The 24769-nt window shown below is 39.6% G+C and carries 21 protein-coding genes and 1 tRNA gene; 6 read left to right on the top strand and 16 right to left on the bottom strand.

Translation table 11 applies throughout. The annotated features are described in order from the left end of the window. Positions 1 to 36: 36 nt before the first annotated feature. From trmL to DW981_RS03235, 4 genes are all read right to left on the bottom strand, one after another. The gene (gene trmL / locus DW981_RS03220) at positions 37 to 552 is read right to left on the bottom strand and encodes a tRNA (uridine(34)/cytosine(34)/5-carboxymethylaminomethyluridine(34)-2'-O)-methyltransferase TrmL (protein ID WP_022026083.1); all 516 of its coding nucleotides are present in this window, start codon (positions 550 to 552) and stop codon (positions 37 to 39) included. Between the two features lie 53 nt (positions 553 to 605). Then, the gene (locus DW981_RS03225) at positions 606 to 1592 is read right to left on the bottom strand and encodes an AIR synthase family protein (protein ID WP_118506753.1); all 987 of its coding nucleotides are present in this window, start codon (positions 1590 to 1592) and stop codon (positions 606 to 608) included. A gap of 77 nt (positions 1593 to 1669) precedes the next feature. Then, positions 1670 to 2986: a VanW family protein gene (locus DW981_RS03230; RefSeq protein ID WP_118506754.1), complete on the bottom strand. Its 1317-nt coding sequence runs from the start codon at positions 2984 to 2986 to the stop codon at positions 1670 to 1672. 59 nt (positions 2987 to 3045) lie between these two features. Next, the gene (locus DW981_RS03235) at positions 3046 to 3234 is read right to left on the bottom strand and encodes a hypothetical protein (RefSeq protein ID WP_118506755.1); all 189 of its coding nucleotides are present in this window, start codon (positions 3232 to 3234) and stop codon (positions 3046 to 3048) included. 521 nt (positions 3235 to 3755) lie between these two features. Between DW981_RS03235 and DW981_RS03240 the strand changes: the two genes are divergently transcribed. The 6 genes from DW981_RS03240 (at position 3756) to DW981_RS03265 (ending at position 9374) form a co-directional block, all read left to right on the top strand. Then, positions 3756 to 4310: a hypothetical protein gene (locus DW981_RS03240; RefSeq protein WP_147352596.1), complete on the top strand. Its 555-nt coding sequence runs from the start codon at positions 3756 to 3758 to the stop codon at positions 4308 to 4310. 14 nt (positions 4311 to 4324) lie between these two features. Next, complete coding sequence (locus tag DW981_RS03245) at positions 4325 to 4642, top strand: hypothetical protein (protein WP_022026088.1); 318 nt, start codon at positions 4325 to 4327, stop codon at positions 4640 to 4642. 166 nt (positions 4643 to 4808) lie between these two features. Beyond that, positions 4809 to 6083: a CDP-glycerol glycerophosphotransferase family protein gene (locus DW981_RS03250; RefSeq protein ID WP_182434110.1), complete on the top strand. Its 1275-nt coding sequence runs from the start codon at positions 4809 to 4811 to the stop codon at positions 6081 to 6083. An 8-nt stretch (positions 6084 to 6091) separates the two neighbouring features. Beyond that, the gene (locus tag DW981_RS03255) at positions 6092 to 7207 is read left to right on the top strand and encodes a polysaccharide pyruvyl transferase family protein (protein ID WP_022026090.1); all 1116 of its coding nucleotides are present in this window, start codon (positions 6092 to 6094) and stop codon (positions 7205 to 7207) included. 37 nt (positions 7208 to 7244) lie between these two features. Beyond that, positions 7245 to 9155 (top strand): glycosyltransferase, encoded by a 1911-nt coding sequence (locus DW981_RS03260; RefSeq protein ID WP_118506759.1) that lies wholly within the window; start codon positions 7245 to 7247, stop codon positions 9153 to 9155. Positions 9156 to 9303: 148 nt separating this feature from the next. Continuing rightward, positions 9304 to 9374, top strand: a tRNA-Trp gene (locus DW981_RS03265). Positions 9375 to 9471: 97 nt separating this feature from the next. Here DW981_RS03265 and DW981_RS03270 read toward each other — a convergent pair. The 12 genes from DW981_RS03270 to DW981_RS03325 form a co-directional block, all read right to left on the bottom strand. After that, positions 9472 to 9855 (bottom strand): hypothetical protein, encoded by a 384-nt coding sequence (locus tag DW981_RS03270; RefSeq protein ID WP_118506760.1) that lies wholly within the window; start codon positions 9853 to 9855, stop codon positions 9472 to 9474. A 174-nt stretch (positions 9856 to 10029) separates the two neighbouring features. After that, positions 10030 to 11007 carry a substrate-binding domain-containing protein gene (locus tag DW981_RS03275; RefSeq protein WP_118506761.1) on the bottom strand — a complete coding sequence of 326 codons (978 nt, stop codon included), beginning with the start codon at positions 11005 to 11007 and terminating at the stop codon, positions 10030 to 10032. Positions 11008 to 11122: 115 nt separating this feature from the next. Further along, the gene (locus DW981_RS03280; protein ID WP_182434111.1) at positions 11123 to 13165 is read right to left on the bottom strand and encodes a methyl-accepting chemotaxis protein; all 2043 of its coding nucleotides are present in this window, start codon (positions 13163 to 13165) and stop codon (positions 11123 to 11125) included. Between the two features lie 522 nt (positions 13166 to 13687). Continuing rightward, entirely contained in the window at positions 13688 to 14599 is a 912-nt protein-coding gene (locus tag DW981_RS03285) for an Rpn family recombination-promoting nuclease/putative transposase (protein WP_118506763.1), read from the bottom strand. Positions 14600 to 15227: 628 nt separating this feature from the next. Further along, the gene (locus tag DW981_RS03290; protein WP_147352597.1) at positions 15228 to 15458 is read right to left on the bottom strand and encodes a hypothetical protein; all 231 of its coding nucleotides are present in this window, start codon (positions 15456 to 15458) and stop codon (positions 15228 to 15230) included. Between the two features lie 70 nt (positions 15459 to 15528). Continuing rightward, complete coding sequence (locus DW981_RS03295) at positions 15529 to 16125, bottom strand: hypothetical protein (protein WP_118506765.1); 597 nt, start codon at positions 16123 to 16125, stop codon at positions 15529 to 15531. 367 nt (positions 16126 to 16492) lie between these two features. Beyond that, on the bottom strand, positions 16493 to 17035 hold the full coding sequence (locus DW981_RS03300) for an SMI1/KNR4 family protein (protein WP_118506766.1): 543 nt from the start codon (positions 17033 to 17035) through the stop codon (positions 16493 to 16495). 2 nt (positions 17036 to 17037) lie between these two features. Beyond that, positions 17038 to 17649 carry an HNH endonuclease gene (locus tag DW981_RS03305; RefSeq protein ID WP_182434112.1) on the bottom strand — a complete coding sequence of 204 codons (612 nt, stop codon included), beginning with the start codon at positions 17647 to 17649 and terminating at the stop codon, positions 17038 to 17040. Next, complete coding sequence (locus tag DW981_RS15550) at positions 17649 to 20966, bottom strand: DUF87 domain-containing protein (RefSeq protein ID WP_118506768.1); 3318 nt, start codon at positions 20964 to 20966, stop codon at positions 17649 to 17651. The genes DW981_RS03305 and DW981_RS15550 overlap by 1 nt, the downstream gene beginning before the upstream one ends. 14 nt (positions 20967 to 20980) lie before the next feature. Next, a complete protein-coding gene (locus tag DW981_RS03315) occupies positions 20981 to 22282 on the bottom strand; it encodes a hypothetical protein (protein WP_147352598.1) in 1302 nt (433 codons plus the stop codon). After that, positions 22213 to 23025, bottom strand: coding sequence for a dynamin family protein (locus DW981_RS03320; protein WP_118506770.1), 813 nt, complete (start codon positions 23023 to 23025; stop codon positions 22213 to 22215). Before DW981_RS03320 ends, DW981_RS03315 begins: the two co-directional genes overlap by 70 nt. A 3-nt stretch (positions 23026 to 23028) precedes the next feature. Beyond that, a complete protein-coding gene (locus DW981_RS03325; protein ID WP_118506771.1) occupies positions 23029 to 24651 on the bottom strand; it encodes a hypothetical protein in 1623 nt (540 codons plus the stop codon). Between the last annotated feature and the right edge of the window lie 118 nt (positions 24652 to 24769).

A 24769-nucleotide genomic window follows, 5' to 3' on the forward strand; every position in this document is an offset into this window, starting at 1 on the left:
GTCTTTTCCATAAAAATAGATTATCACCTCATAATTTTATACAATATCCGGATTTTCCCAGCTAAGTCTATGTAAGTTTCCTTCGGTCTGCATCGAGAAAAAGTCATTTTGGCGTAACGCCTCATACAGTACGATCGCCACAGAATTCGATAAGTTCAAGGAACGTATCTGTGGATTCATAGGAATACGGATCGCAGTGTCCGGCGTCTGCACCAAAATTTCTTCCGGAATCCCTGCACTCTCCTTACCGAACATAATATACGCATCTTCCTCATAGGATACATCTGTATATCGATGACGTGCCTTTGTCGTCGCCATATACATCTTGTCTCGTGCTTTTGGATTTTTTTCCAAAAAATCCTCATAGCTGTCATAAATAGTGACATCCAAATGTTCCCAGTAATCTAATCCTGCCCGTTTCAGCATTTTATCATTGATCCGAAAACCCATCGGCTCGATCAAATGCAGCCTCGTGCCGGTGGCACAACACGTCCTTCCGATATTACCGGTATTTGCCGGCATTTCCGGCTCCAAAAGTACAATATTTAACACAACAATCACTGATTCCTTTCTGGCATAGATCCAATATCTATAGCCATTGCTTCCTACTCATATATCTTGTATAACTCATCACTGCCTGCCGGCTCTAAAAATCTCGTTTCCTCTCCACTGCGTATCACACGGTCATTACCTTCCGTAGCGCGTCCGATCACCGCTGCCGGTATTCCTGCCTCCTGCAATCGCTCTACTAACAAATTACCATTCTCGCAGCCGATTAACATACAGCCACTCGATATGAGCAGATACGGATTGATATCAAAAACCTCACACAATTCTATTGTCTCCTGACGGATCGGTATTTTATCAAGATCTGCAACGATACCGACTCCCGATGCTGCGCCCATCTCCCACAGTGCGCCAAAAATACCACCTTCCGTCACGTCATGCATAGCATGTACACCATGCTGCATTGCAATCTTCGCTTCCGGCACAACTGAAATATGCTTCAGAAAACTTTCTGCTGTATCAATAAGATGAGCCGGCAGCGTTTGTTCCAAAACATCTCGTTTCTCAGCCGCTATGATCGCAGAACCTTCTAACCCTGCCCATTTCGTCATGACCAGCTCATCGCCGGGCTGCATTCCTCCCGTCGAAAGGAGATCACCACGCGCAACCTTTCCAACCCCTGTCACTGTGATGACCGGTCGATTCACGGCGTCAGACACCTCCGTATGTCCGCCTAAGATCTCGATCTGCAACTCATCGCATGCCTGCTCCAATTCGCTCATAATACGTCTGAGGTCCTGTTCCTCCGTCTCCGGCGGCAAAATAATGCTACTCAAAATACCTATCGGCTCCGCTCCTGCCGTTGCCAGATCGTTCGCCGTAATATGTACGGCAAAGACCCCCATCTGCTTGTCTGCCCCAGTGATCGGATCCGTAGAAAGCACAAAAACCTCTCCCTGCTCCGGTGCGACTGCTGCACAGTCTTCTCCAACACCCGGATGCAGCAAAACCTCTTGTCGTCTATGGTGAATCTGCTTAAATACCGCTCTTTTCAGTACATTTTCCGGTACTTTTCCTATCTTCATATTCGTTTGCTCCTTTGTTATCCCGCTCAATCTTATCCGCTAACGTATTCCATTTTAACGGCATAATAGTATATGTTTTACTCTTCCGTTACCGGCTTTGTAGTCTTTTTGGCTGCAGCTGTTGCTTTTGGCTTTGCCGTAGCGTTCTTGGCCGGTTTCTTTGTAGACTTTGGTTTTGCCGTCTTCTTCGGCTCCTTCGAACTCTTTGGCTTGCCTGTTGCTTTTGGATCCTTCGTAGCCTTTGGATCCGCTGACGCACTCGGCTTTGGTGATCCTGCGGCACCTGCTCCCACCGTCACATGACGCGGTTCTGCCGCATAAGAACTGCTATTGAGCTGCACCTTGTCCGTTTGTTTGCCATTTACTTTAATGATCTTCCACAGCTTTGCCTTATATCCGACATGCGCAGACTGTGTTACCTCACGATACGATGCAGGCTTTGTCTCATCCACCGTCTCTTCATCATCTCCCGGTTGGATCGTCTCTAAGATCTCCGATTCAAAAGAAATCTCCCGACCGCTTTCTCTTGTCTCCTCACCGTAAATACGAAAAGAAAGTACACCGCCCTCGGCTGATGCCGCAATGTAAACTGGAGCATTGGTATTATTCTTAAATTTAAAATCCTTATAATCACCGGCAATCGCCGCGTCACGCGACACATCAACATAACTTACCACCATGGAATGTGGCGAGCGCTCTACCACCTCTAGCTCTGCATTGATCACCGCATTATATAATGTCGTGGAAACCTGGCATACGCCACCACCAACGCCATCAACCACTTTACCACTGGAATATTCCGATGCACTTTTGTAACCATTTGCCTCTGTGCGCTCCTTAATCACCTTGATCGTGGAAAATGTTTTGCCCGGATATAAAATTGTTCCATTGATCCTTCCGGCCGCCGTCTGTACATTCGTCGCACGTGCCGCCGTTGATGTTGCATAAGACGTTGAATAACGTCCCAGCAGATCTTGGCATTTCGATACCATTTCCTGCGTGTACTTTGGCTCTGTTGTCTCCACAATCGCCTGTACCGTATAGGAATCCGACTGGTCTGATTCCTGCAGCGTCTTGCGGATACGATCGATCGTTTGGTCGACCTGCAATTCTCTGCCGGTACGTTCCTTAGATGCAACAAATCGTCCATTTTTTAAGGATAATTTGGAATTTTTGGCTTTCACATCAAACTGTGTGCACTCTTTTTCAACATATTCTTTGAGTTTCTGCTCATCAAACGAATACTTTAAGGCAAATGTTTTGCCGGATTGATGCGCATTCTCCACTTCGCGCATACGCTTTATCAAGTTACCCTTTTTACCAACTGCGTATGCCTGATCGATCAACTTTTCTTCCGAAAAGTGCATTCCGAGTGATTCAAAATCTGTTTCCAACTCATTCTCACCGATCTGGATAACAACCTTTCGGCTAAGCAGCCCTGCAATATGATCATCTACGCATTCTCAGCCTCAGCTTTCGTCATTCCGCCAACTTCGACTTTGCCGATCTTAACCCCTTCACAGATCGTATGCTTTGATCCAAAGATCCCGGAAGAAGCAAGCTCTGCAGCCACTGCCACGCCGACAGCCAAAAGACAGCCAACTATAAAAATACCGGATAAACGTTTATTCTTGTTTGTCATAATCAATAAGCCTCCCAATTCACATTATATTTTGTCATAAATAAGAGTCCTTCGCAAGTCAAAGATTTCTTCATAATTTGACATTTTTTCAGTTATTTTGTATAGTCGATTTTAACCGGGAAAATGCAAGGTCAGTGTTTTGCGATATATCGCACTACGCGGCAGCAATTTCCGAATCAACAAAGGCAAAAAGCAAAAGGGCGTCCATTCTATCCTTATAGAATAAGCGCCCTTTATAACCCCGCCGATGAACTATTTTACTAAATACTCTAAGACCATAGGCAAAACCATTGCAATAATAACTAAAATACAGATTACTGATGCAATTCTTTTCTGGTTTTTACGATTAAAAAAGTTCATTGTTACCTCCTGTCTGTCCCCGGTACAGCCCCACCCGCGATGCAAGCTTGTCGGTTCGGCTGTCGGCTTGCAGGCTGAGAAAGGAATATGTGATCATCATGAATACTATACCTATATTTTTTGTCCTCTTCATTGTATTCATAATTTATGTACAAGTCAAGATGAAACAAGGGACAAAAACACCACAGTGGAATCAATCTTTTTGGAGCAAAGAAAAGGCTTCTAACTTCGCCCGCAAAAAAGATATTTCCGAATTGGATTATCTCGAAGTCGATCAAAATCTGCTGCCGTGGGACGATCAGGCAGACGGTGCTATACAAGACGCCCAGGATGATGTGCGCGAGATACTGAAACGTCCTATTTTGAACCTGCAGGGAATGAGCAATGCTGATATTAAACTCAACTACGGCATTGCCAATTTTGAGATCCTTTCTGCCTGCGATCAAAATTATGCCCGACTGATCCGGGCACTAAATCAATGGGGAGAGGCACTCTATCAGTCGGAGAAGCTGGCAGACGCAGAGAGCATTTTTTCGTATGCACTGGATATCGGGAGCGATATATCAAGCACCTACATTACCCTTGGCAAAATATACGCTCAAACTGACCGTATTGAGCAGATCCAGCCTTTGATCGAACGCGTCAAAAAACAGGACTTCTTTATGCGGGACACTGTCATAGACAAACTGACCGGAATCGTCCGATCTTACCAATAGAAATGAGGTTGACCATGAATAGCAGAAAATCACTATATGACAAACAAGAGTTTTATCGCAAAGGAGCTATTCTGAAAGCAAGTTTTCAGGGGATGCGTTATCAGGTAGAAAAATGGCAAAAAGACAATGAGGAAGAATGTTTTCGCGCTGCCATATGGCCTGAGCCGTTTTGCTTTGAAAAGACACCGGAAGAAAATAAAACCTATGCGTATTTTCCGTATACCGAAGAAGGACTGGATGACGTCTATGATTGGCTCTGCACCCAATATGACGAGAAGAAAGACCGCTGGGACCAGGCAGGGGAATCTGCCATGATCTTTCCAAAAACATGAAAAGCTCCCAAAATATGACATAATTATTACATATTCTTTACAGAATCACCCTATTATGATAGAATATCAAAGGTTTTATCGTTGTTTTGGCGTGTTCTTATGCCGAACGATCGGCATTTCCATTCCAAAGCGGCATTGATCATATGAAATAGAAATGAGGAACATTATGCATCGCTTGATTCAATTATTAAAGCGGTACCGTCATTACAGACAGTATCAGAAATTATTAAAATACCGTAAATATTCACGCTATGGCGCTGACTTCCGCTCCATCGCACGTATCAAAGAATATATTAAGGACTGCATTTACCTGATCGTTCTGCGCGTCTTTTATATTTTCCCGATCAAGAAAAACCGGGTTATGTTTATGAGTTTTGAAGCCGGCAAATACGCCTGCAATCCTCGCCGCATCTCCGAATATCTGGCAAAAAATTATCCGGACGATGTAGAGATCATCTGGGCATTTAAAGGAGCGAACAACTTCCGCTGGCTTGCCGACTGGGGCGTATCGAAGACTGTGGAATACGGTACCTTTTCATTCTACCGTTACGCACTGTCTTCCCGCGTATTCGTATACAATATGCGTATACCTGCCATGATCCCGTTCCGCAAGAAGCAGACAACGATCGGAACCGGACACGGTGGCGGTGCATATAAAAAATTGTTATTGGACAATCCAAGCATCCGCACGTCGGATCAGAAGATCCAAGAGCTCAGTGCTTCCCATACGGATATTTTAGTTTCCAGTTGTAAATACTATACCAAATATGTTGTCCGTGGTGCATTTGCTCACAAGGGTGAATGTTTGGAATGTGGAATGCCGCGTAATGATGAACTGGTCAATAATCACGACAACAAAACGGCAGCATATATTCGTAAATATTACAATATTCCTGCTGATAATAAGATCATCCTCTATGCTCCTACTTACCGCAAGGGCAAACGCAACGAGGCAACGGATTACAATTTGGATGTACGCGGTATCGTAGAAGCTGCCAAAGAACGTTTTGGCGGAGAATGGACTATCTTGTACCGCATGCATTACTTTATTAAGAAACGTCTTCCGGCAGACACAAAGGGGCAGCATATTATCGATGTCACAGATTATGGCGATATGCAGGATCTCCTTCTTGCCGCAGATATTTTGATCACAGACTACTCTTCGAGTGTATGGGATTATTCCCTGTTAAAACGTCCATGTTTCCTGTATACCACAGATTTGGACGAATATTTAGAGACACAAGGCTTTTACGTGGATGTGCGCGACTGGCCATTCCCACTTGCTAAAAACAATGCCGCATTGGTCGACAATATTGCTCACTTTGACGAGGAACAGTATCTCAAAGATGTTCACAAACATCACACCGATCTTGGCAGCTTTGACAACGGAAACGCAACCGAAACAATTTCCAAACGCATTCTGCAGGAATGCCAGAAATGAGGATAACTATGAAAGTTGGAATTATCAGTATTAATAAATATTCAAAACACTTGAATTTCGGTGCTGCATTGCATTCCTATGCATTTCAGCAGTATTTGGATAAGCAGGGGATCGATAACGTCATCATCGACTACCTTCCCCGTTTCATGAAAACTTACAATATGAAATATCCGTTTCTTTCTGAACAGCCTAAAGAGAAAATAAAACGATTCTTTTTTTGGCTTGGATATTTCTTTCCGAATCTGACCAGATACAAAAAATTTATGAACTTTTTTGATACGCAGTACCGCATGACCAATTGTCAATATGACGAGGCACTGCTTAGCAAGGCATTGTTCGACTTTGATACGATCGTATGCGAAAGCGATGTTATCTGGAGTCCACACAGCACACAGGGCTTTGATAATGGATTTTTCTGCAATCTCCCATCTATGCGAGGCAAAAATAAGATATCTTATGCTGCCTGCATCGGTTATACAAACTTTTCCGAAAAGAGACAGGCGCGTTTCCGCGAACTGCTAAAGAACTTTGATTCCATTTCGGTACGTGAGATTCAGGGAACCGAGTTTACGCAGGAATATACGGATAAACCGGTCGTAAATGTGTTAGATCCTACCCTGTTATTAGATGCTGAGGACTATGCAAAGATCGCTGTAAAACCAAAAGAAAAACATTATCTGTTAGTGTATAACTGCCTCAAAAACAATCGAAAGATGTTAGAGGATGCACATAAAATTGCCAAAGAACGCGGTTTGGAAGTCATTGAGATCAGCGTTTTTTATACAAATATTTTCCGTAACAAGGTGAAATTATCCATTGGTATTGAAGAATTTTTAGGATATTTCATGCATGCAGATTTTATATTAACAAATGCTTTTCATGGGGTCTGCTTTTCTCTTATCAATAAGAAAAGCTTTTATACCTATGCACGTGGAACAAAAGATTCCCGCGTGACCAGTATTTTGCATTTGCTGCACCTAGATGACCGATTTTTGCAAAACGATCAAGAAATGCCTGCCGTAACCGAAATCGACTACGATGATGTTTACAAACACCTACAGGCGGAACGCGAAAAATCCGCAAAGTTTTTAACGGACGCGTTTGCAAAAAGTTTAGAGGCATGAGGAGCAACTTGACAGTAATCACGAGGGGGAAGTGAAGATGAAACCAAACATTTCAATTATTATACCGGTGTATAATGTCGAAGCATATTTAGCTGACTGTCTGGATTCGATATTAGCGCAGACATTTGAGAGTTTTGAAGTCATCTTAGTTGATGACGGTTCGACCGATGGCAGTCCTGCCATTGCACAAAAATACGCCGATGCGCATTCTGAACAGATCTGTTATTACCGCAAAGAAAACGGCGGTCCCGGGCTCGCCAGAAACTTCGGTATATCCAAAGCAAAGGGCGACTATTTGATGTTCGTCGATTCGGATGATATTGTAGATCCGGAAATGTTGACGGATCTATATGAGTCTGCCTTTGTACTGGAAAGCGACATTATCTTTTGTCCGTATTTTCGTCATGGACTGTATCAGGAAGTGACGATTGAAGGAACTTATGATTTCGATATGGATAAAGTATACGCCGGAACAGATTTTCTAAGACAATCTGATTACACCGTAACAACTTGTTCTAAATTATACCGTACTGCATTTGTCAAACAATTTGCCTTCCCGGCACACTGGTTTGAAGATGTGGCGTGGCTTCCGGTCGTTATGTCTTATGCGAAGAAGATCAGTTATGTATCTACGCCTTATTACCACTATTTGCGTCATGATACTTCTATCGTCTCCAGCACATCCAACAAGCAGATTCTCGGTAGTCTGGATGCTATCCGTTTTATCGTACAAAATGCCAATCCGGAAGCAGCCTCTGAGGTTGCCCCATTCACGGCAAGCCTTACTTTGTATATGTGCACACGCCGTCCGGCTTTTGCGGACCGATATGTAGATCTTCTGATGGAAAACAAAGATTTTATCCTTTCCAACACAAACTTTGAAGAGCACCCACGACTGAAAGTACGCTTGGATTATTATTACAATGCCTTTCAGGCAATTCCAAAACACATATACTACGATCACTTTGGAAAAACCACATTAACCGAACAAGAGCAGAATAACCTTGATACTCTGGTCGGCACTTTGGTCGAATTTGATGCAGAGATCACCTGCCTAAATGAAGAAAACTGTGATATCGATGAGCATCCTGCTATTCGAAAAGCGTATGACGAAGGACGATATCATATCGTTGGGCAATATTTCAAATGTAAAAAATTAATGGAAGAAGGCGGCATCGCTCTTTCCAAGCAGGTACGCGGCATCAAATATATCACACCGTTATTACTGCGCACACAGGCTCTGTTTGGTTTTCAAAACGATACTTCTATCACAGAGCGCATATACGCAGCTGTTGCCGGTCATCCTGTTATGCAGGAGATCTTCGATGTCTTTATGGCTCATATCGATCAAGACGATGCCATGACAATCGCAATGCGTGAGATTCTGATGCAGAAAAATCATCTCACATATTCTTACGACCTAGAATGTAACTTTAAGCAAAAATATCTCACTGCCTACAACGAAACCGTCCGCGTTTACGCTACCTGCGTACTCGCACACGATTATGGGATCGGCAGTGCTTACTCCGATTGTCACACCAAACCGCTTTCCAAAGAGATCAAAAACGGCACTGAGTACACGTTAGTTGACAGTTTTTACTTTGATACATTGCTGCGTATCACCAAAGACTATACGGTTTACCAGATGAACCGCGAACGACAGAATAAGGCAAACGAAACTTTTTTCCTGCACCGCAAGATCGGCAATCTACGCAACCGCATGCATCGCCAGGCAATGCGTATCACTGTGTTAAAGGATCGCAGCGAAAATATCAAAATGCATTACGATGCTGTCACACGAATGAAAATCATTTGGTATCCATATCAGTTGCTGCGCAAGCTATTCCCTGCAAAAGATGTAAAAGCTTGGATGAAGCAGCGTGAGGCAGACAAAAAACTAGCTTATTTCCGTCAGATCATAGAACAACCAGAGGAAGAGGATGAATAATGATTCACCATAAACTCTGCATAAAATTTGCATATTGTCTTTGCTGAGTTTTTGCTGAGATATGCGTAGATTTTCTCAAAAAACTATTGACAAACTCCGATGAATTTTGTATACTATTATAGTCGCTTGCGAGTGACACATCGCATTTAGGGGTGTAGTTCATCGGTAGAATAAGAGTCTCCAAAACTCCAGAGCCGGGTTCGATTCCTGGCACCCCTGTTAACTGTAAAAGCTCAGAAGAAATTCTTCTGAGCTTTTTATTATATTTCTAAATGTGTTTATATTGTAACTCAAATATATTTCATATTGCTCATGATCAATCAGCTAGGGCTTCCAATAGCAGTTCGCCAATCGTCTGGCGATACTGCATTTCTAATACTTCCTGCTTTGTCTGCGCATCCTTACACCGCTCCCGCAGTTCCCTCATCACAAGATGAATACAATGACAAACATCTTTGCGGCGATTTAATTCGCGTAAACTGCCAAGCTGTTCGCAGAGCTGTCCATATCCTAACTTCAACTGCTCATCTGAGGTGTGGTACGCATGTAATACGATCAGGATCGGATCTGCCAATACCTCCTCCACAAGATCTTTCGTACTGCGTCTATGCAATGTAAATGGATTATTCGGATCACACTGCATAGACACAATGGCTGCCATAACAACACCAAATATCAATAATACCGTACTCATACTCATAATCTCATCCCCTTGTTATCAATCATTTGCATTTCTTTATATGTTTGCAAATATTGTAACCAAGGTGCGTAAAATCTACGAGCACACAACTGTATAATTTATGTAAAATGTATGTGACGACACAATAATCTTAACGTGCAACGTTTGAATAAGTAACGTGACATAACGTTTGAGTTACTGATATTGCGATAAATTCTCTGCCGTAACCTGTTCAAATGGCACCCATACAAACAGGCCATTATGTTCCGCTCCATCAAGCGACTCGATAGATTGTCCGGAAGCAAGTTTTTCTGCTGCTTTGACCGCTGCTTCTCCCTGCCCTTTCGCCGGCTGAAAAATTGTACATGCCATGGCGCCCTGCGAAATCAGATCTAAACCATCAGCTGTTGCATCAACACCAAGAATAGGTAATGTGTTTGTATCTATTTTAGCTTTCTGGACTTCCTGTGCAACACCTACTGCCATCGAATCATTGTTACATATAACGGCATCAACCGGCTGTCCGGTCTGTAAAAACTGATGAAACATTTTGGCTGCGGTTTCTGTACTCCAATCCGCATAATCCTCATATACATAATGAATGGTTTTACCAGATGCCTCTAATGTTGCTTTATTTGCTTTGGTACGTCCCTTTGTTGCTGAATGCGTACTCTCTCCCTTGATGAGTACGATATTTAAGGAGTCCTTGGACGCATATTTATTAAGGACATATTCTGCCTGAAGATTACCGGCCACCGCTTCGTCAGATCCAACATAGACATATTTATTTTTTTGCAGGTATTCTTCTTCCGGACAACTGTTAATAAATACAATCGGTTTGTCTCCCGCCAATGCTTCCATTTGCTGCGCCGTTCCGGCATCACACAACGCACATATGATCACATCCGCGTCCTTTGCATTCTTAATCTGGTTCATCTGTGTCTCCGAAGAACCCGCTGCATCCTGAATATCTATTGTATAACCGGCTTCTTCCGCTGCATTTTTGGCTGCCTCTGCGAGTGTGGCACGAAATGTGTCAGAACCATCAGATACAGTGAACATGATCTTAAGGTCTTTGCCGGAGCCCTGACCATCTTCTTTTTTTCCCGAACAGCCGACTGTCAATACACAGCACATGACAGCCAAACAATATAACATTATTTTTTTTGTCATAATCCTCTCCATTTCCGCATACAGCACCACACCAGTGCCGTCATGCTTACCCTAAAAACTTATTTGCACTTTTTCTTTATACTTATCACATAGTATAGTATCTAAACAACGTTCCTTATATCTGAAATCTACCCATCTGCTCTGCAAGCTGCTCTGAAGTGTTCGTCAAAACTTTCGAGCTGTCTGCCACCTGCTCACTCTGGTCTGCTAAATTGTTAGCCTGATCAACCATAGCATCCGAAGTCTCACTGATCACGGTAGTCGAAGCAGCCTGCTCCTCTGAGATTGCTGATACATCCATAGCAACATTATTTACAGCAGCGATCTGCGTGATCATATTATTGATACCATTTTTCATGTCCTCAATGCATGTATAAATCTGCTCAAATGTCTCTTGTGCCACACGTATGCGGCCACCACTCTCACCAATATTTTGTACGCTGACATTCGCTTGATTTACAGCATCATCAACCAGACCGTCCACCTGGTCTATCAACTGTGAAATCTCTTCCACGGAGGATGCTGTGTTTTGTGCAAGTTTGCTGATCTCTGTGGCTACCACAGAGAATCCCTTTCCAGCCTCTCCGGCTCTCGCAGCCTCAATAGAAGCATTTAACGACAACAGTGAGGTTTCTTCTGAAATATTCGCGATCAAGCTTGTAATTCCTGTAATCTCTTTGGAGGCTTCTCCCACTTTACGAATAGCATCTACCAGTAACGACATAGAATCACGTATCTCGTCCATAGCAGTACCTACCAACTCCATATCACTCCGACCTTTACGTGCAATGCCGACAGTACTATCGATCTGCGATTTCACCTGTTCGCTATCCCGAGACACATCAGAAACAACACCGCTAAGATCTGTTGCGCTCTCGGCGATTTCATTGATCGACTCCGAAATCTGCTCAACCGTCTCACTCAAAGCCGCCATAGAAGCTGCTTGCGCATTCGAAGCATCCTGCATACTCACTGACACAACACTGCTGCTATCAGCTTGGTTTCTAATACTATCTGATACAGCATTAATTTTACAGATCATTTCACGCATATATTCTGTAAATATCTTAACACTCTGTTGGATCTGAGCAATCTCGTCAGTGCCTTTCGCTTCGATCTGTATTGTAAAATCACCATTTGACATCGCCTTGATCTTGTGACTGAGTATTCGCAATGGTTTCACCGTAAGTGACACGCCTATTGTATTAAGCAGCGTAAATACCAGCAGACCAATAATTGCAACTCCAATCAATATCGTTCTCAAATTATCTACTTCAGAAGTAATTAAACTGGTTGGCACATAGGAAACAAGGACCCAATCTGTTCCTGCAATTTCGCGCGTAACAACTACTTTATCACGTATTGTTGTCACCGACTCGTCGTCTTTGTTAATTTTATCTGCAACATTTTTAAGAAAACCATTGGACGTATCTTTTAAGGATGTTGCGATCAATTCTGATTCACGCGATGCAAGAATATCATCTGTACTTTTGTCTACAAGCAACGACTCAGCCCCTTGCATGGATACACTGGAATTGACAATAATATTTATCGAATCAAGAGACAAGTTTGTTGACAATACACGAATGTTCGTTGCATCGTCCAACATGCCACATGCACTGATCATCATATGATTCTCATCATCCTCAAAAACAGGCGTATAACCCGGATTCATTCTGGTTAGCCCTTTTTGATACCATATCTGATCTTTTGCATTATTGATCTGTGTCGTATTGTCATCAGCTTTCATGACAGTTCCTGCTGTGTCCGTCACATAAAAACCACCAGCAAAAGAAGCATCCAACGCATAATAATCGTTTAATTTCTTCTGTAACAACTTTTGATCCTTCACTGCACCGGAATGTTCTAAATCGTACTTTACTGTTTTAACTTCGTCCAGTTTACGATTCAACCACGCCTCGATCTGATTTCCTTGATCTTTTGCTGATGTTCGCAGCAAGCTCTGTGAAGATTTCATGATGTCTTTCTCCGAAACACTGTAAGCAATGGCGATCATTGCAATAACCATAATGATGGTAATTGGCAACGATATCCCCAATATCTTTGCTCGCAGTCCCATTCGAAATCCCTTTTGCTTTGGATGCTGCTTTGGCTTTTTCATTTTGTCATCTTTTGTTTGCTTAGTATTCTTCTTCATATTACCCACCTCTCCTTTGTTAATGTAATAATCACTAGGCATTGCTCGATATTCATGTTTCCTAATTTACGAGATCGACATAACGTACATATTTTAAATCCATTATACAGAAATATTCAACATTTCTCAACCCTCATAGCTACATTACTTTTCTCGGAAGTGCTCAATATGTGCGTTCTCGTTCCGTTTCCTTTTGCACCGAAACGGATTGTTGTTTTTTTAGATGTCGTAATTTTAGAAACTAATTTGTCTATTGGATCAAATTTCCTTATCTAGATAGTGCACGTCACTACCTTGTTTCTTTTTTCTACATCTTAATTTTCCAGGAATTTGCATGCAAACAGCAATATTACCCTTTTAAGGGATATTATAACTTTCAGGCGATTGAAAAAATTTATTTTGTTGTCACGTGCGATTATCAGCTTAATTTGAACAACAAAAAACAGCCCCAGTATGAAACATCATAAAAGGACTGTTTATCTTACAAAGCATTAATATAATGTTCTTTCAAAGTCTTCTGAATTATTCCGATTCATCAAGAATTTTCTGCACTTCGCTCTCTGTTATGCTCAGTTTCTCTGCAATCTCAGATACGGACATACCTAGTTCATGATAGAACACATCTATTTTGCCGGCAATTTTGCCGGCAATTCTTCCAGCATCATATCCTTTTTTCTCTACTCTATCCAATACCTCACACATATTCAACTCCTCCTTCTGTATCGCATCATTATATGCATCCTCAAATCGATGATCGCCCGTCATTATGCTCATCATTTGCAAAACTGCATGCACATGCTTCATTTTCTGTGGCGATGGTTTATATTCATGATTTAACCGTTTCTGCACAAAATAATCCGCTACAATGCGAAAATCACTCTGAAATAGTTTTACCTGTTCCGGCGTAAGATATGCGATTTCAAATACATTGATCCGATAGTCCTGCACATATGGTTTCAATGCATCTGAAACAGTTAGTCGATCCAAAAGACTCTTCGAGGAACTCCAAGGTTTCTCATAGCCAAAATACAGCACCAATGTCACAACCGGATAACGCTTTATATCACGCCTCTTCTTGGTAGATATTATATCATCATCTCCACCATCCTGTGAAGATATATCTCTAATTAACTGAGCACGATATTCTGCTCCATCATACGAAATAACTCTCAATGGCATATCCGCATCAGAATCTGTCTGATTTTCAATCCCCAAACAGGCGATGCGTATGGTGTCCTGATTCCAATTCTTTCCGACATCTCTCACTATTTCGCGTAATTTACCATCTGCCTTATAAGAAGACCGTAATGTTTTATCCTCCAATTGCTCCGGCTTTACGATCTGTTCTCCCTGAAACAATAACACATTCACTATATCCGCAAAAACGTCATTGTAATCCTCCAGTACCTTCTCCGCAATGTCTTTCTCTCCCATGTTCCCTACCTTTCCCTGTTGGCAACAAGTTCTTCCTCTCTTAAGGATACAACCCTTGATTTACTATACCAAAACTGCGCCTATGGCAGGAATCTGCACCTATAAAGGATACAAATCCATGCTAGTAAATCTGTCCAACATATACACACTTCTCGTTTTAGAACATAAGAGCAAAAGAACTTGTTAGATTATTTGTATATATATAAATATATCATCTCATACGTCAATTGTCAATATGATTTGTTTTATAATCATTCATTTGTGCCGTTTTATGCTTTGCTCGTTTCGGAACACTCTAGCATGATATGGTTCTATCATACATTCATGCTGTTTCGTTTTCTTATCATAATATGCAGTCCAAAAGCTTCCTTAAATTTGATTGTAAAATACAATTTATTCTTAGTTACCTTGAACGTATATGGATTTGCTTTTAACAGTTTCATTTCTTATGCAGTATATTCTTTCATTGCATCCTCTCCAATCTTGATCTTATTGTATCAGATGCCCTTGTTCTTAGAAATACTCATGTGTCCATTTTTATTAATTTATTGCCTTTAACCAGCGTCTACTTTATAGGATTTGATTCCTTTTTCACATGTCCACTTAATAGGGGCATCTCCCTTCTGAATTATTCCGATTCATCAAGAATTTTCTGCACTTCACTCTCTGTCATAGTCAGTTTCTCTGCAATCTCAGAGACAGACATACCTAATTCATGATAGAACGCGTCTATTTTGCCGGCAATTCTTCCAGCATCATATCCTTTTTTCTCTACTCTATCCAATACCTCACACATATTCAACTCCTCCTTCTGTATCGCATCATTATATGCATCCTCAAATCGATGATCTCCTGTCATTATGCTCATCATTTGCAAAACCGCATGCACATGCTTCATTTTCTGTGGCGACGGTTTATATAGGTAGGACTTACAAGGCATCTACAATCTTTTGCACCTCTTCTTCCGAAATCGCTAATTTCTCTGCGATCTCAACCACAGTCATATGAAGTTCCTCATATAAGGTCTCAATTTTCCCTTCAATCTTACCTTCTTTAATGCCTTCGGCCTTACCCTCCTGGAAGCGTTCTCTATATTCCTGCTGTAATGTCATATAATCCAACCTCCATTTCTCATTTTGACGGGCGGACTGTACCGCCTCCTCCAAATCTCTTGTGAAGGTATCCGATACGCCTTTTCCGTCAACATAATCCAACAATCGTTTCATTTCAGGACTTACATCATCCAAAGTCCCTTTTGTGTTTAAGATTATCTTAACGATGCCATCGTTTAATGTCAATGCTGTATCTTCACTGCAGCGGTTTTCATCCTCGACATACACATTGAGGCGGATTCCCTTGGCACCCGCTGCAATGTCAATGTTTTTCTGCACCTCCGGATATTCGATCTTTGCGATCTTGATCCTTAGGATCGTTTCTAGAAACGGTTTTACATATTTCGGATCGCGCATGATCACGCTGAACATAAAATCGTCTTTGAGTTCCAATTCTTCGTACGCTTTCGCCATCGTTTTTCCTCCCTTATCCCTATACATTTTTTTCTTTCGTATGTTGTATTATATGATACGACTTTTAGAATAACTATAGGCAAAAGCGCCAAATTTTGGAGGGTAAATTCACCAACCCAGACAATTTTTCAAGTTAAAAATCTTGCTGGCCTGGTGCACTTTGTACATTCGGCTATTGAATTTTGGTGAAAAATAAACAATGGGAATAGCAGCCAACATGCTACTATTCCCATTTTACCTAGTGTTTTGACAATTTTTTCACGACATCCTTTGGATTGATTTTATCTCCGTTTTTGGAAACCATTTTTTCAATTGTTTCAACGATTGCCGGTACATTATCTTTTACATAATCCTTACTGGTATATTTTTATAACACAACCTCTTCCTGTGACAATGAACCATACTTATTTATTTCCACTCTCCACATATCTCTTAATGCATCTGAAATAATTGCGCCACGGCCTTGTGCAATAAGGTCTTTTTCTCTTTCTTCAACGCTTTTTATGGCGGATTTATTTATTAGCTTACTCTCACATCCAGCAAAAAAATCTTCTAATGAAGTAGCTATTTTTTTGCATCTTCCATTTTCATGTTCTTTGAAAACAATTGTGCCATCATTTAACCCAATCAAGATGTCATTTCCAAACGAGTCCATTCCAATTGGTAAATATAATGTACCTTGAACATCCTCAACACAAACTGCATTTAAAGAAAACTTCACTTTCCCGATACCGTACAACCCTTTTAAATCAGAGCTAATACCACTTATGTTAAAGTTGGTATTTGGCGTCTCACCACCATTATATTTTTCAAGAAACGATCTGTATTGCGTTGGTAGCTTTACTCCACAAACATCTTCAAACTCTGATATTGTCTCCGTACTAATTGTTCCAAATTTTGAAATCAGCATTTCTATACCTCCTTAAATAGGCTGTGACCACCTGCATGTGTAAATTCTTTGTGCCAGTCTGTCTTTACAAGTTGCATATTTCCATTTTTAGAATCATGATGAAGATCATACCCATCCGGCATTTCCGTCAGTCCATACTGTTCCTGTAATTTTTCAAGATATACTCTTTTGTCTTCAGCTCTGTCTCCACTGAACTGTCCAATGTCTATGTCGTTAATAACCGGATGTTTTGCCTCAGGAGGGAAAATAGGGTAGCCATCAATGTACTTAACTTCCCTTCCAATATTATCAATGTATGTCCAAACTTGCTTTCCCTCTACCTCTTCTATTTTTATACTACCACCCTTGTCAAACCATTTTGCAATATTGGGAGAATTTGGAGGTTTATTCTCTTTAATTTCACCATATGTCTTCCCCATCTCATTTTTCATCGAATCCAAATCGTTAAAAATGCTTTGTTTAGTTTCATTTTTCAGACTCTCAAAAAAATCCGGGAAAATAGATTCGCCTTTACCAAGTATCTCTTTTGCTGTTTCCGCAACCTTCTCTCCTGCTTCCTTCGTTACATCCTTCACAGCTTCTAGCATCACTTTTCCAACTTCTGCAAATGCCATTATAATCCCCTCCTTCCCATATAATTCATCCATTTAAGAAAATTTTCCTCGTCAGAAGCATGCTCTAAACTCCTATGGTGAATAAGACATTCTAATATATTTTCAACATCTGCATCATCAACATCAGATGAATCCATATCAAGATTCTGAATAAGTGTTGCATTCCATTCTTCGACAGAATCAGTGTCCTTTGCTATTTCAAATGCCCTACAATCACCATCCACAAGATTTGCTATTACCTTTTCCACCTGCGCCTTCTTTATAAGATTCTTAGAGTTAAATATTCTTAGAGCATCAAGTTTTGTTGTAGAAGCAATATCAGATGCAATAAGCCATTCTTTCAATCTCTCCACATCAACATTATCTGCTTTACCCGACAATATAGACACCAAGTGCAAAGCAACTTTTGTTCTGATAACGGAATTCCCTAGAATATCTTTTCTCTGTTGAGGTGAATATCCATACTCTGTTGGAGAAACATTATAATAGTCGATATTACATAATACAGGTTCCACCCACTTATTTTGATATATTGCAGCAACACCTGATGGAAGCTTTGCCAATTCTATTAATTGATCATCAGTAAGACCGGCAGCCCTTCCAACTAATTCTCTATCACTCATATCCGGAAGATGCAATATGATTTTTGTGTTAGTATTTCTAATAGCTGACATATCCAATAACCCCGGAGCCTGATCAACGATAATAAATCCTTCGCCGTATGTCCGCATCTCAGCAATTGCATTTGATATCATTTCAACAGATTTTCCTTGTAAATTTCCCCCTTCAATTGATTGTTCCGTGGATGTTTTTTTCAAAAGATTATGCGCTTCCTCCAAAATGGTAACATGCTGCAAATCTCTATTAATTCCACCTTGTGCCATTCTTCTCTCTTGAAGTCTCATTACTATGATACCCATTATCATTGATTTTGTTTCACTTGAACCCACCCGACTTAAATCAATAATCGTGCTCTCTTCAAACAAACGATGATTATCAATCTCATTTGAAGTGAATATCTGTCCATTTAATCCATTTGCTAAGGATTTTACTCTTGTTATTAATGAACCTGTGTAATTGTCTTTAACTTCCTGTGAGTAATCTGAAGATTTAATTACATTTCTCAACGAAATTAACAAATCTCCAAAATTAGGATATATATCATAACCACTGGAATTTGCCGACATATTTAAGTCCCACCCACATCTTTGATATGCATCCTCAACAGCTTCTTTCAATACCGCAGGCATGGCTGCATACATTGGCCAACACACATTAAAAATATCAATTAATCTATCGATATGTTCTAATACATGTATTTTTTTGTCAAACTTAAATGGATTAATTCGTAACAATTCCGTACAATCTGGATGCGTTCCAAAAACATTAAAACTATTACCAAAAATCTGCTTATACTCCCCTTTAGCTGGCTCAATCACAAGTGTTGGCACTGTTTTTTTCAATGATTTTCCGGTAAGTTTTCCTCTCTCTTCTAATCCGTTTAATCTTGCTATAATTTCATATGTAGTATTGGACTTTCCTGATCCCGTAGATCCAGTAATAAAAGTATGTTCCCGCAGTCTACTCAATTGTAGATTAACATCATGGTCTTCGTACACTTTACCCATATGATATATTTGACCAATATGTAATTTGTCATCATCTTCATTATCAAATACATTTCGTCCAAATCCCACCATTTCCCTGACATACACACCAGGAATTGACTTATAGGGCACATTGCATTGTACAGATAATTCCTTCGTACTCAGCATAGTTGATGGCGTAATATCGGTCGCAGCAGAAAAATCTGACAAATAATCTTCGTCATAAAATCTTGGATGCGCAAAATAACGCAAATATTGATTAATGAACTTGGTTTTATCATCGTTAAACCAAGTATTTATGCTAGTAGCTTCTAACGATGTTCCTTCACCATTAATAATTCCTTTATAGGTGCTTGCAGAAATAATTGATGTCTCTCTTGATGGACTTATAAAGTATGCCGCACTAGACCACATACCATAATTTTCACACTCTTTAAGGCGTTTAAGATGATCATCAATGCACTCTAAAAATACTTTTACCAGCTTGTTTTCATATTTTACCATTGATGATGTCGAACTTCCTGTTGTAACCCCTTTTTGAGTTGTCTGTTGCGACATTATTGCATGAGATTTTTGTTCTGTATCTTGACTGCCTACTTGTTCACTCTCATTTTTAGCCTTTGAAGTCCCTTCTTGTTTTGCTCTTGAAACATTTAACCCAAAATTCGCCCCAATCGCCTGAGACAACCCCGAAACTGCAGCCATTGCTACCGGTCCGCCAAACATCGCATTTTTGAGTGTAGAGAACACATTCTTTGAAACATTTGTACTATCGGATGACATAGCCCCCATATTTCCCATCATTCCAATTCCCACACCAAAAGTATTTGTCGTACTTTCACTCTTTGTTAAGGTTATTCCTTTCGTAAAACTCTGTGTCTTTGATACGCTTTTTCCAATAGTATCTGTGTAACCTTCCATATCTGAATTGGAAATATTGATTCCTTTATTTTCTCCAAGAGTTAAGCTATATTCTGATAAAGGAGCTATTTCGGAATATAATTCTTCATATCCCTGCTTCATTTTCTCAATTTGTCCACCTGACACAGGATCTGAAATAATGATTAACGAATATTTTTCTCCTTGCATAGCATCTATAAATTTCTCAATTCCCTGCACATATTGTTCATTCTGAACATCATCGTCTTTCAATGCCGGCAAACTAGTTAATGAAGAAACAGCATTTTTCCCATCTTCAGGTAAAATTTCTTGTAACATTCCGTTATATTCACACGGTTTAACAGCCGAAATCTCACTTCCCGGAAAGTTTCCCACAAAAACCTTTTCAAAAGCTTTTGTCAAGTCATCGTTATCAGAAAAATTACCATTGACGGTCTTCGTTCCGATGTAAAAATCAACATTCTTTCCATTACTATGAAGCATAAACACAATAGACAAGTTCAATCCATGCATGGCACTGTATACATTGTTTAACCTGTCCAGTACATTTTCACCCTTATTAAAGACAAGCCCCGATATTTTATATAAAGCCAAGTTTTCATTTAATGACATTTCAGCCATTCTTCTTGTCGGCTTTGTAATACCGTATTTGTCCAAATCATCTAAATAAAATTTTTTTACAAATTGTTCTGCAAGACGCAATCCTTTTGTTGGATCTGAATTTGCCTCTTTATTTTGCATCTGTTCTTTTACTGATGTTCTTTCTGGCTCTGAAACTTCCAGCGACGTCATCTGTTCCTGTAATGTCATATGTACCTCCTTGTTTATTCAATTGCCTGACCTAACGCATTCAGTTCACTGCTTATGCTATTCAACTGCTCCTCATAGTCTGCAAGCGCTGCAAGCTTTTCAGCCCTTTCTTCTACAGTATCTTTCTTGTTTTTCCTTAAACTTTCCACCTTACTCTTCTCAATTTGAATTTCAGCATCAAGTGCCTCATTTACTAAATTGAATTTCTCGCGCACATCACATGCAATATTCTTTGCATATTCTTTGCATCCATCTTCTCGTCCATTTTTTAAGCTTTCAATAAAGCTTTCTTTTAGTTTTTTCTTATATTTATTTGTTAATGCCTTTCCACCTGTAGCAAACTGAAGAATTCCTGCCGCAACAACCGCAACGGTAGTAGCAGTAGTAGCGGCTGCTATTCCCACAGGTGTAAATGCCAATATCACTCCTCCCGTAAATGTAGCTCCTAGTGTTACTGCAGAACGCTTTGCAACTTCGCCTAATCCTAGAGAGGCCCCTAATGCCCCATACAGTGGGCCACCCGCAATAGTACCTAACACTGTAGCAGACACACGCTCTAATCCAGAAATATTCTTTGGTTTTTCAACTCCACTTAATTTAACTCTAAATTCATCTAGTTTCTCATAAAAGATATCAATATCCTCTCCAATCTCCTGTTGTAACTTATCAATGTTATTATCAATTGCCATTTTTAATTCCATTTTTATCCATGTTCCCATTTCCTTCTGAACAAATTGTTCTAACTTGGATACCACCTCTTTTTCTAACGCATCCTTTGTTTGTTTCTGCTTAAACGGATTCGCCGACATATAATTTTCAAGATCCATGTTTTCAACATATTTAGGAAGTTTTCCTATAATCTCCTCATACTTCGCATTCATCAAATCTCTTATAGTTTGCTCTAATTCCTGGATTCTCAAATCTATTCTATTTACGACTAAATCTTTTCTGTTTTCGGCAAAATCAAGATTAGGCATTGCATCGTTAATCTTTTTTTCTAAAGTATTTACATCCTGATCAAGAGCAGCGATATAACTTTTTATATGTTGATTTTTCAAAGTCTCAATAAACGATTTGCAGGGAATAATGATTTGCATTAATTTTGCTTTTCCCTTATTATTACGCAAATACTCCGAAAGAGCATTCTCAAATTCCGGCATTCCAGTATGTGCTAATAACTCCCTATTTTTTTCTTGTTTTGCTTTCAGTGCAGACAAAGCATCCACAAAAAAAATTCCATTCTCGCCTAATGAAGTGAGTGGTAATAATTTTTTCTTGCCAAATTTAATAAGTCTACCCTGATCCTCTTCTGGCACCTGATTAATCGCATTACAAATGAAAAAATATCATTATAACCTCTTGTTTGAATCTGCTCTGTTATATAATTCACTTCAGAATCTCCTGCAATTTTAGGACATCTAAAAACAAACAAAATGGCATCAGCCTGATTTAAATACTCTTCAGTAACTTTTGTTCTTGTACCATTTTCGTTAAGGCCAGGAGAATCTACCAGCTCAATTCCATCATGACATATCTCTATTGGATATTCTAAAACAACCTTACTGTATGGTAATTCCTTTATAGCATCCGCCTGATCCTTAGTTGGATCTGGAATGGCAACATAATCCACCAAATCATTTACATCCAACTCAATTGGTGGGATTTCTTTACTTTTATACTTTTTTAAATGTTGCATAGCACTTGGTGTAATATCCGTTGAAATTTCTTCTGGAAGAGGATTTTTAAAGTATAGCGTTGCTTTCTTTTCCTTTCCATAAATAACTTCATTGATAACTGCCGTACATGGAGTTGCATAGGCTGGCAAAACTTTTTCACCCATTAATGAATTAATAAATGTACTTTTACCATTTTTGAATTCTCCAATAACCAATACCTTAAAATTATCACTCTCTAATTTCTTTTTTAGATCTATCAATGCCGTTCCATTTATTGCTAATCCCATCTCATTCAGTTTATCCACTATACCCGCCACATCATATAACGAACACATAATCTGGCTCTTCTTTTCCTTCATATCCTCATAACTACTAATTGGCATAACTTAAACCTCCTGTATTGTTTTTATTAAATGTTCAATTCTGTGTCTTTGTTCAATATATTTATCCTGTGGGTCATAATCAAAGCCATATCTTTCCTCTAATATTCTTGCTGCTTCATTATTAAATTCTGATAATATATCTGCATATATCTTATTAATTTCCCTTTTAGAAACTTTTCTAAGATTCAACGAAATATCTTTGATTTTTATACTAAGTTTCTTTTGAATTTCTTCTGTTTGCATGAAATCTCTCTGTTCCAAATACGAATATGCTAATAAGCCTCCACCAAGACCAATAACCGCACCAATCATTCGAAGCAAACAATATCCAGCAACCGCACCACCGGCAATTCCAATCGGTCCATATCTTTTATATTTTTCATACGGAACAATCTTGCCATCACTTTTAATACTTTTCTCAGAAACATGGACCGACATTGCATCCGCCCCCAATTTTGTTTCTAAAAAGCCGTTCAACCAGTCAACATCCTTCCCTATTTCGGATGCCGCATAACAATCTACCCTTTTTGATACCGAAACAGCTAAACTTCTCCATAACGGATCCAATTCTTTTTCATACCAGAAATACTTTTTTGGTGCTTCCAAAAAGGAACTCTCTATTTTTGATAATACGTCAACAAACTGATCCTTTATATATTCATCAATCAACTCGACTGTATTATTTCGTTTTTTCTGAAATTCAATTTTTGCATTTTCTATTGCCGCTTTCTCTAATTCTATTTGTTGCTCTTTTTGTTTTATTGCATTGTCTCTTTCTACTTTGCTTTTTTTCTCTAAACTCAACAATTCTGTATGTTGTATTTCCAATTGCTCTTTAATATATTTAAGTGTATTTATAATAGAAGTGTCATCTGCGTCATGATTCTCTCTAAACAACATCTTAACACTTGTCTTAAAATCACTAGAAACATAATTATCAACTATCTCTTCATAGTTTTTTGGGCAACCAGAGACCGTCCACTCAACTCCACTGAATTTTAAAGCAATTTGCTTCTCTATATAATCCAGCACATGCTCCACCTCGGTGTTCACCACTAAATCCAGTTTATTTACGATTAGCAAAAGACGCTTTGCACCAACATACTTTATATAGTTCTCTATAAACGAACTCTCTGTTTCACTTAATAGATGTTGGGCGGTCAAAACCAAGAAAATCGCATCGCATCTGTATAAATCATTCATTGTCTTCAAATCATTTATCTTTGATTCTCTTAGTCCACCATGATACTCCTTAATAATAAGCGAATTATCCTTCAAAAACTCGTTATTTACGGAAATAGATAAAATATCCTTTTCCTCGACACTCTGAAGTAGATCATCGTCATTAATAATAGCCCCATCTCCATCATAAATAACACGTTCGCTTCCATATCTAATTGTAATTTCTGCCAAAGAGGGAATACTGGTAACTGGTATAACAGTCTCACCCAACAGAGAATTGATAATTGTGCTTTTTCCTACCAAATCATCGCCTAAAACGCCAATAACATGGGGTACCCTTCCAGATTGCCTTTCAAGAATACTTGCAAGAAGCATCGAAAGCATTTCATTATCAGATTCTTTCAAATCCTCTTGTATTTTTTTCAATTTTGCTGAAACTTCCATAACTCAACTTTCCTCCTCATATAATCAAGTGTTTTTTATTGAAAATTCAGGGTTTCTCAACCTTTTTATCTCAGCGAATAAACCATAGCTATGAGCATTTCGATGTATCGGGTACTGA

Origin of the sequence: Clostridium sp. AM49-4BH, from assembly GCF_003478335.1 — a bacterium.
Taxonomy (GTDB): Bacteria; Bacillota; Clostridia; order Lachnospirales; family Lachnospiraceae; genus Butyribacter.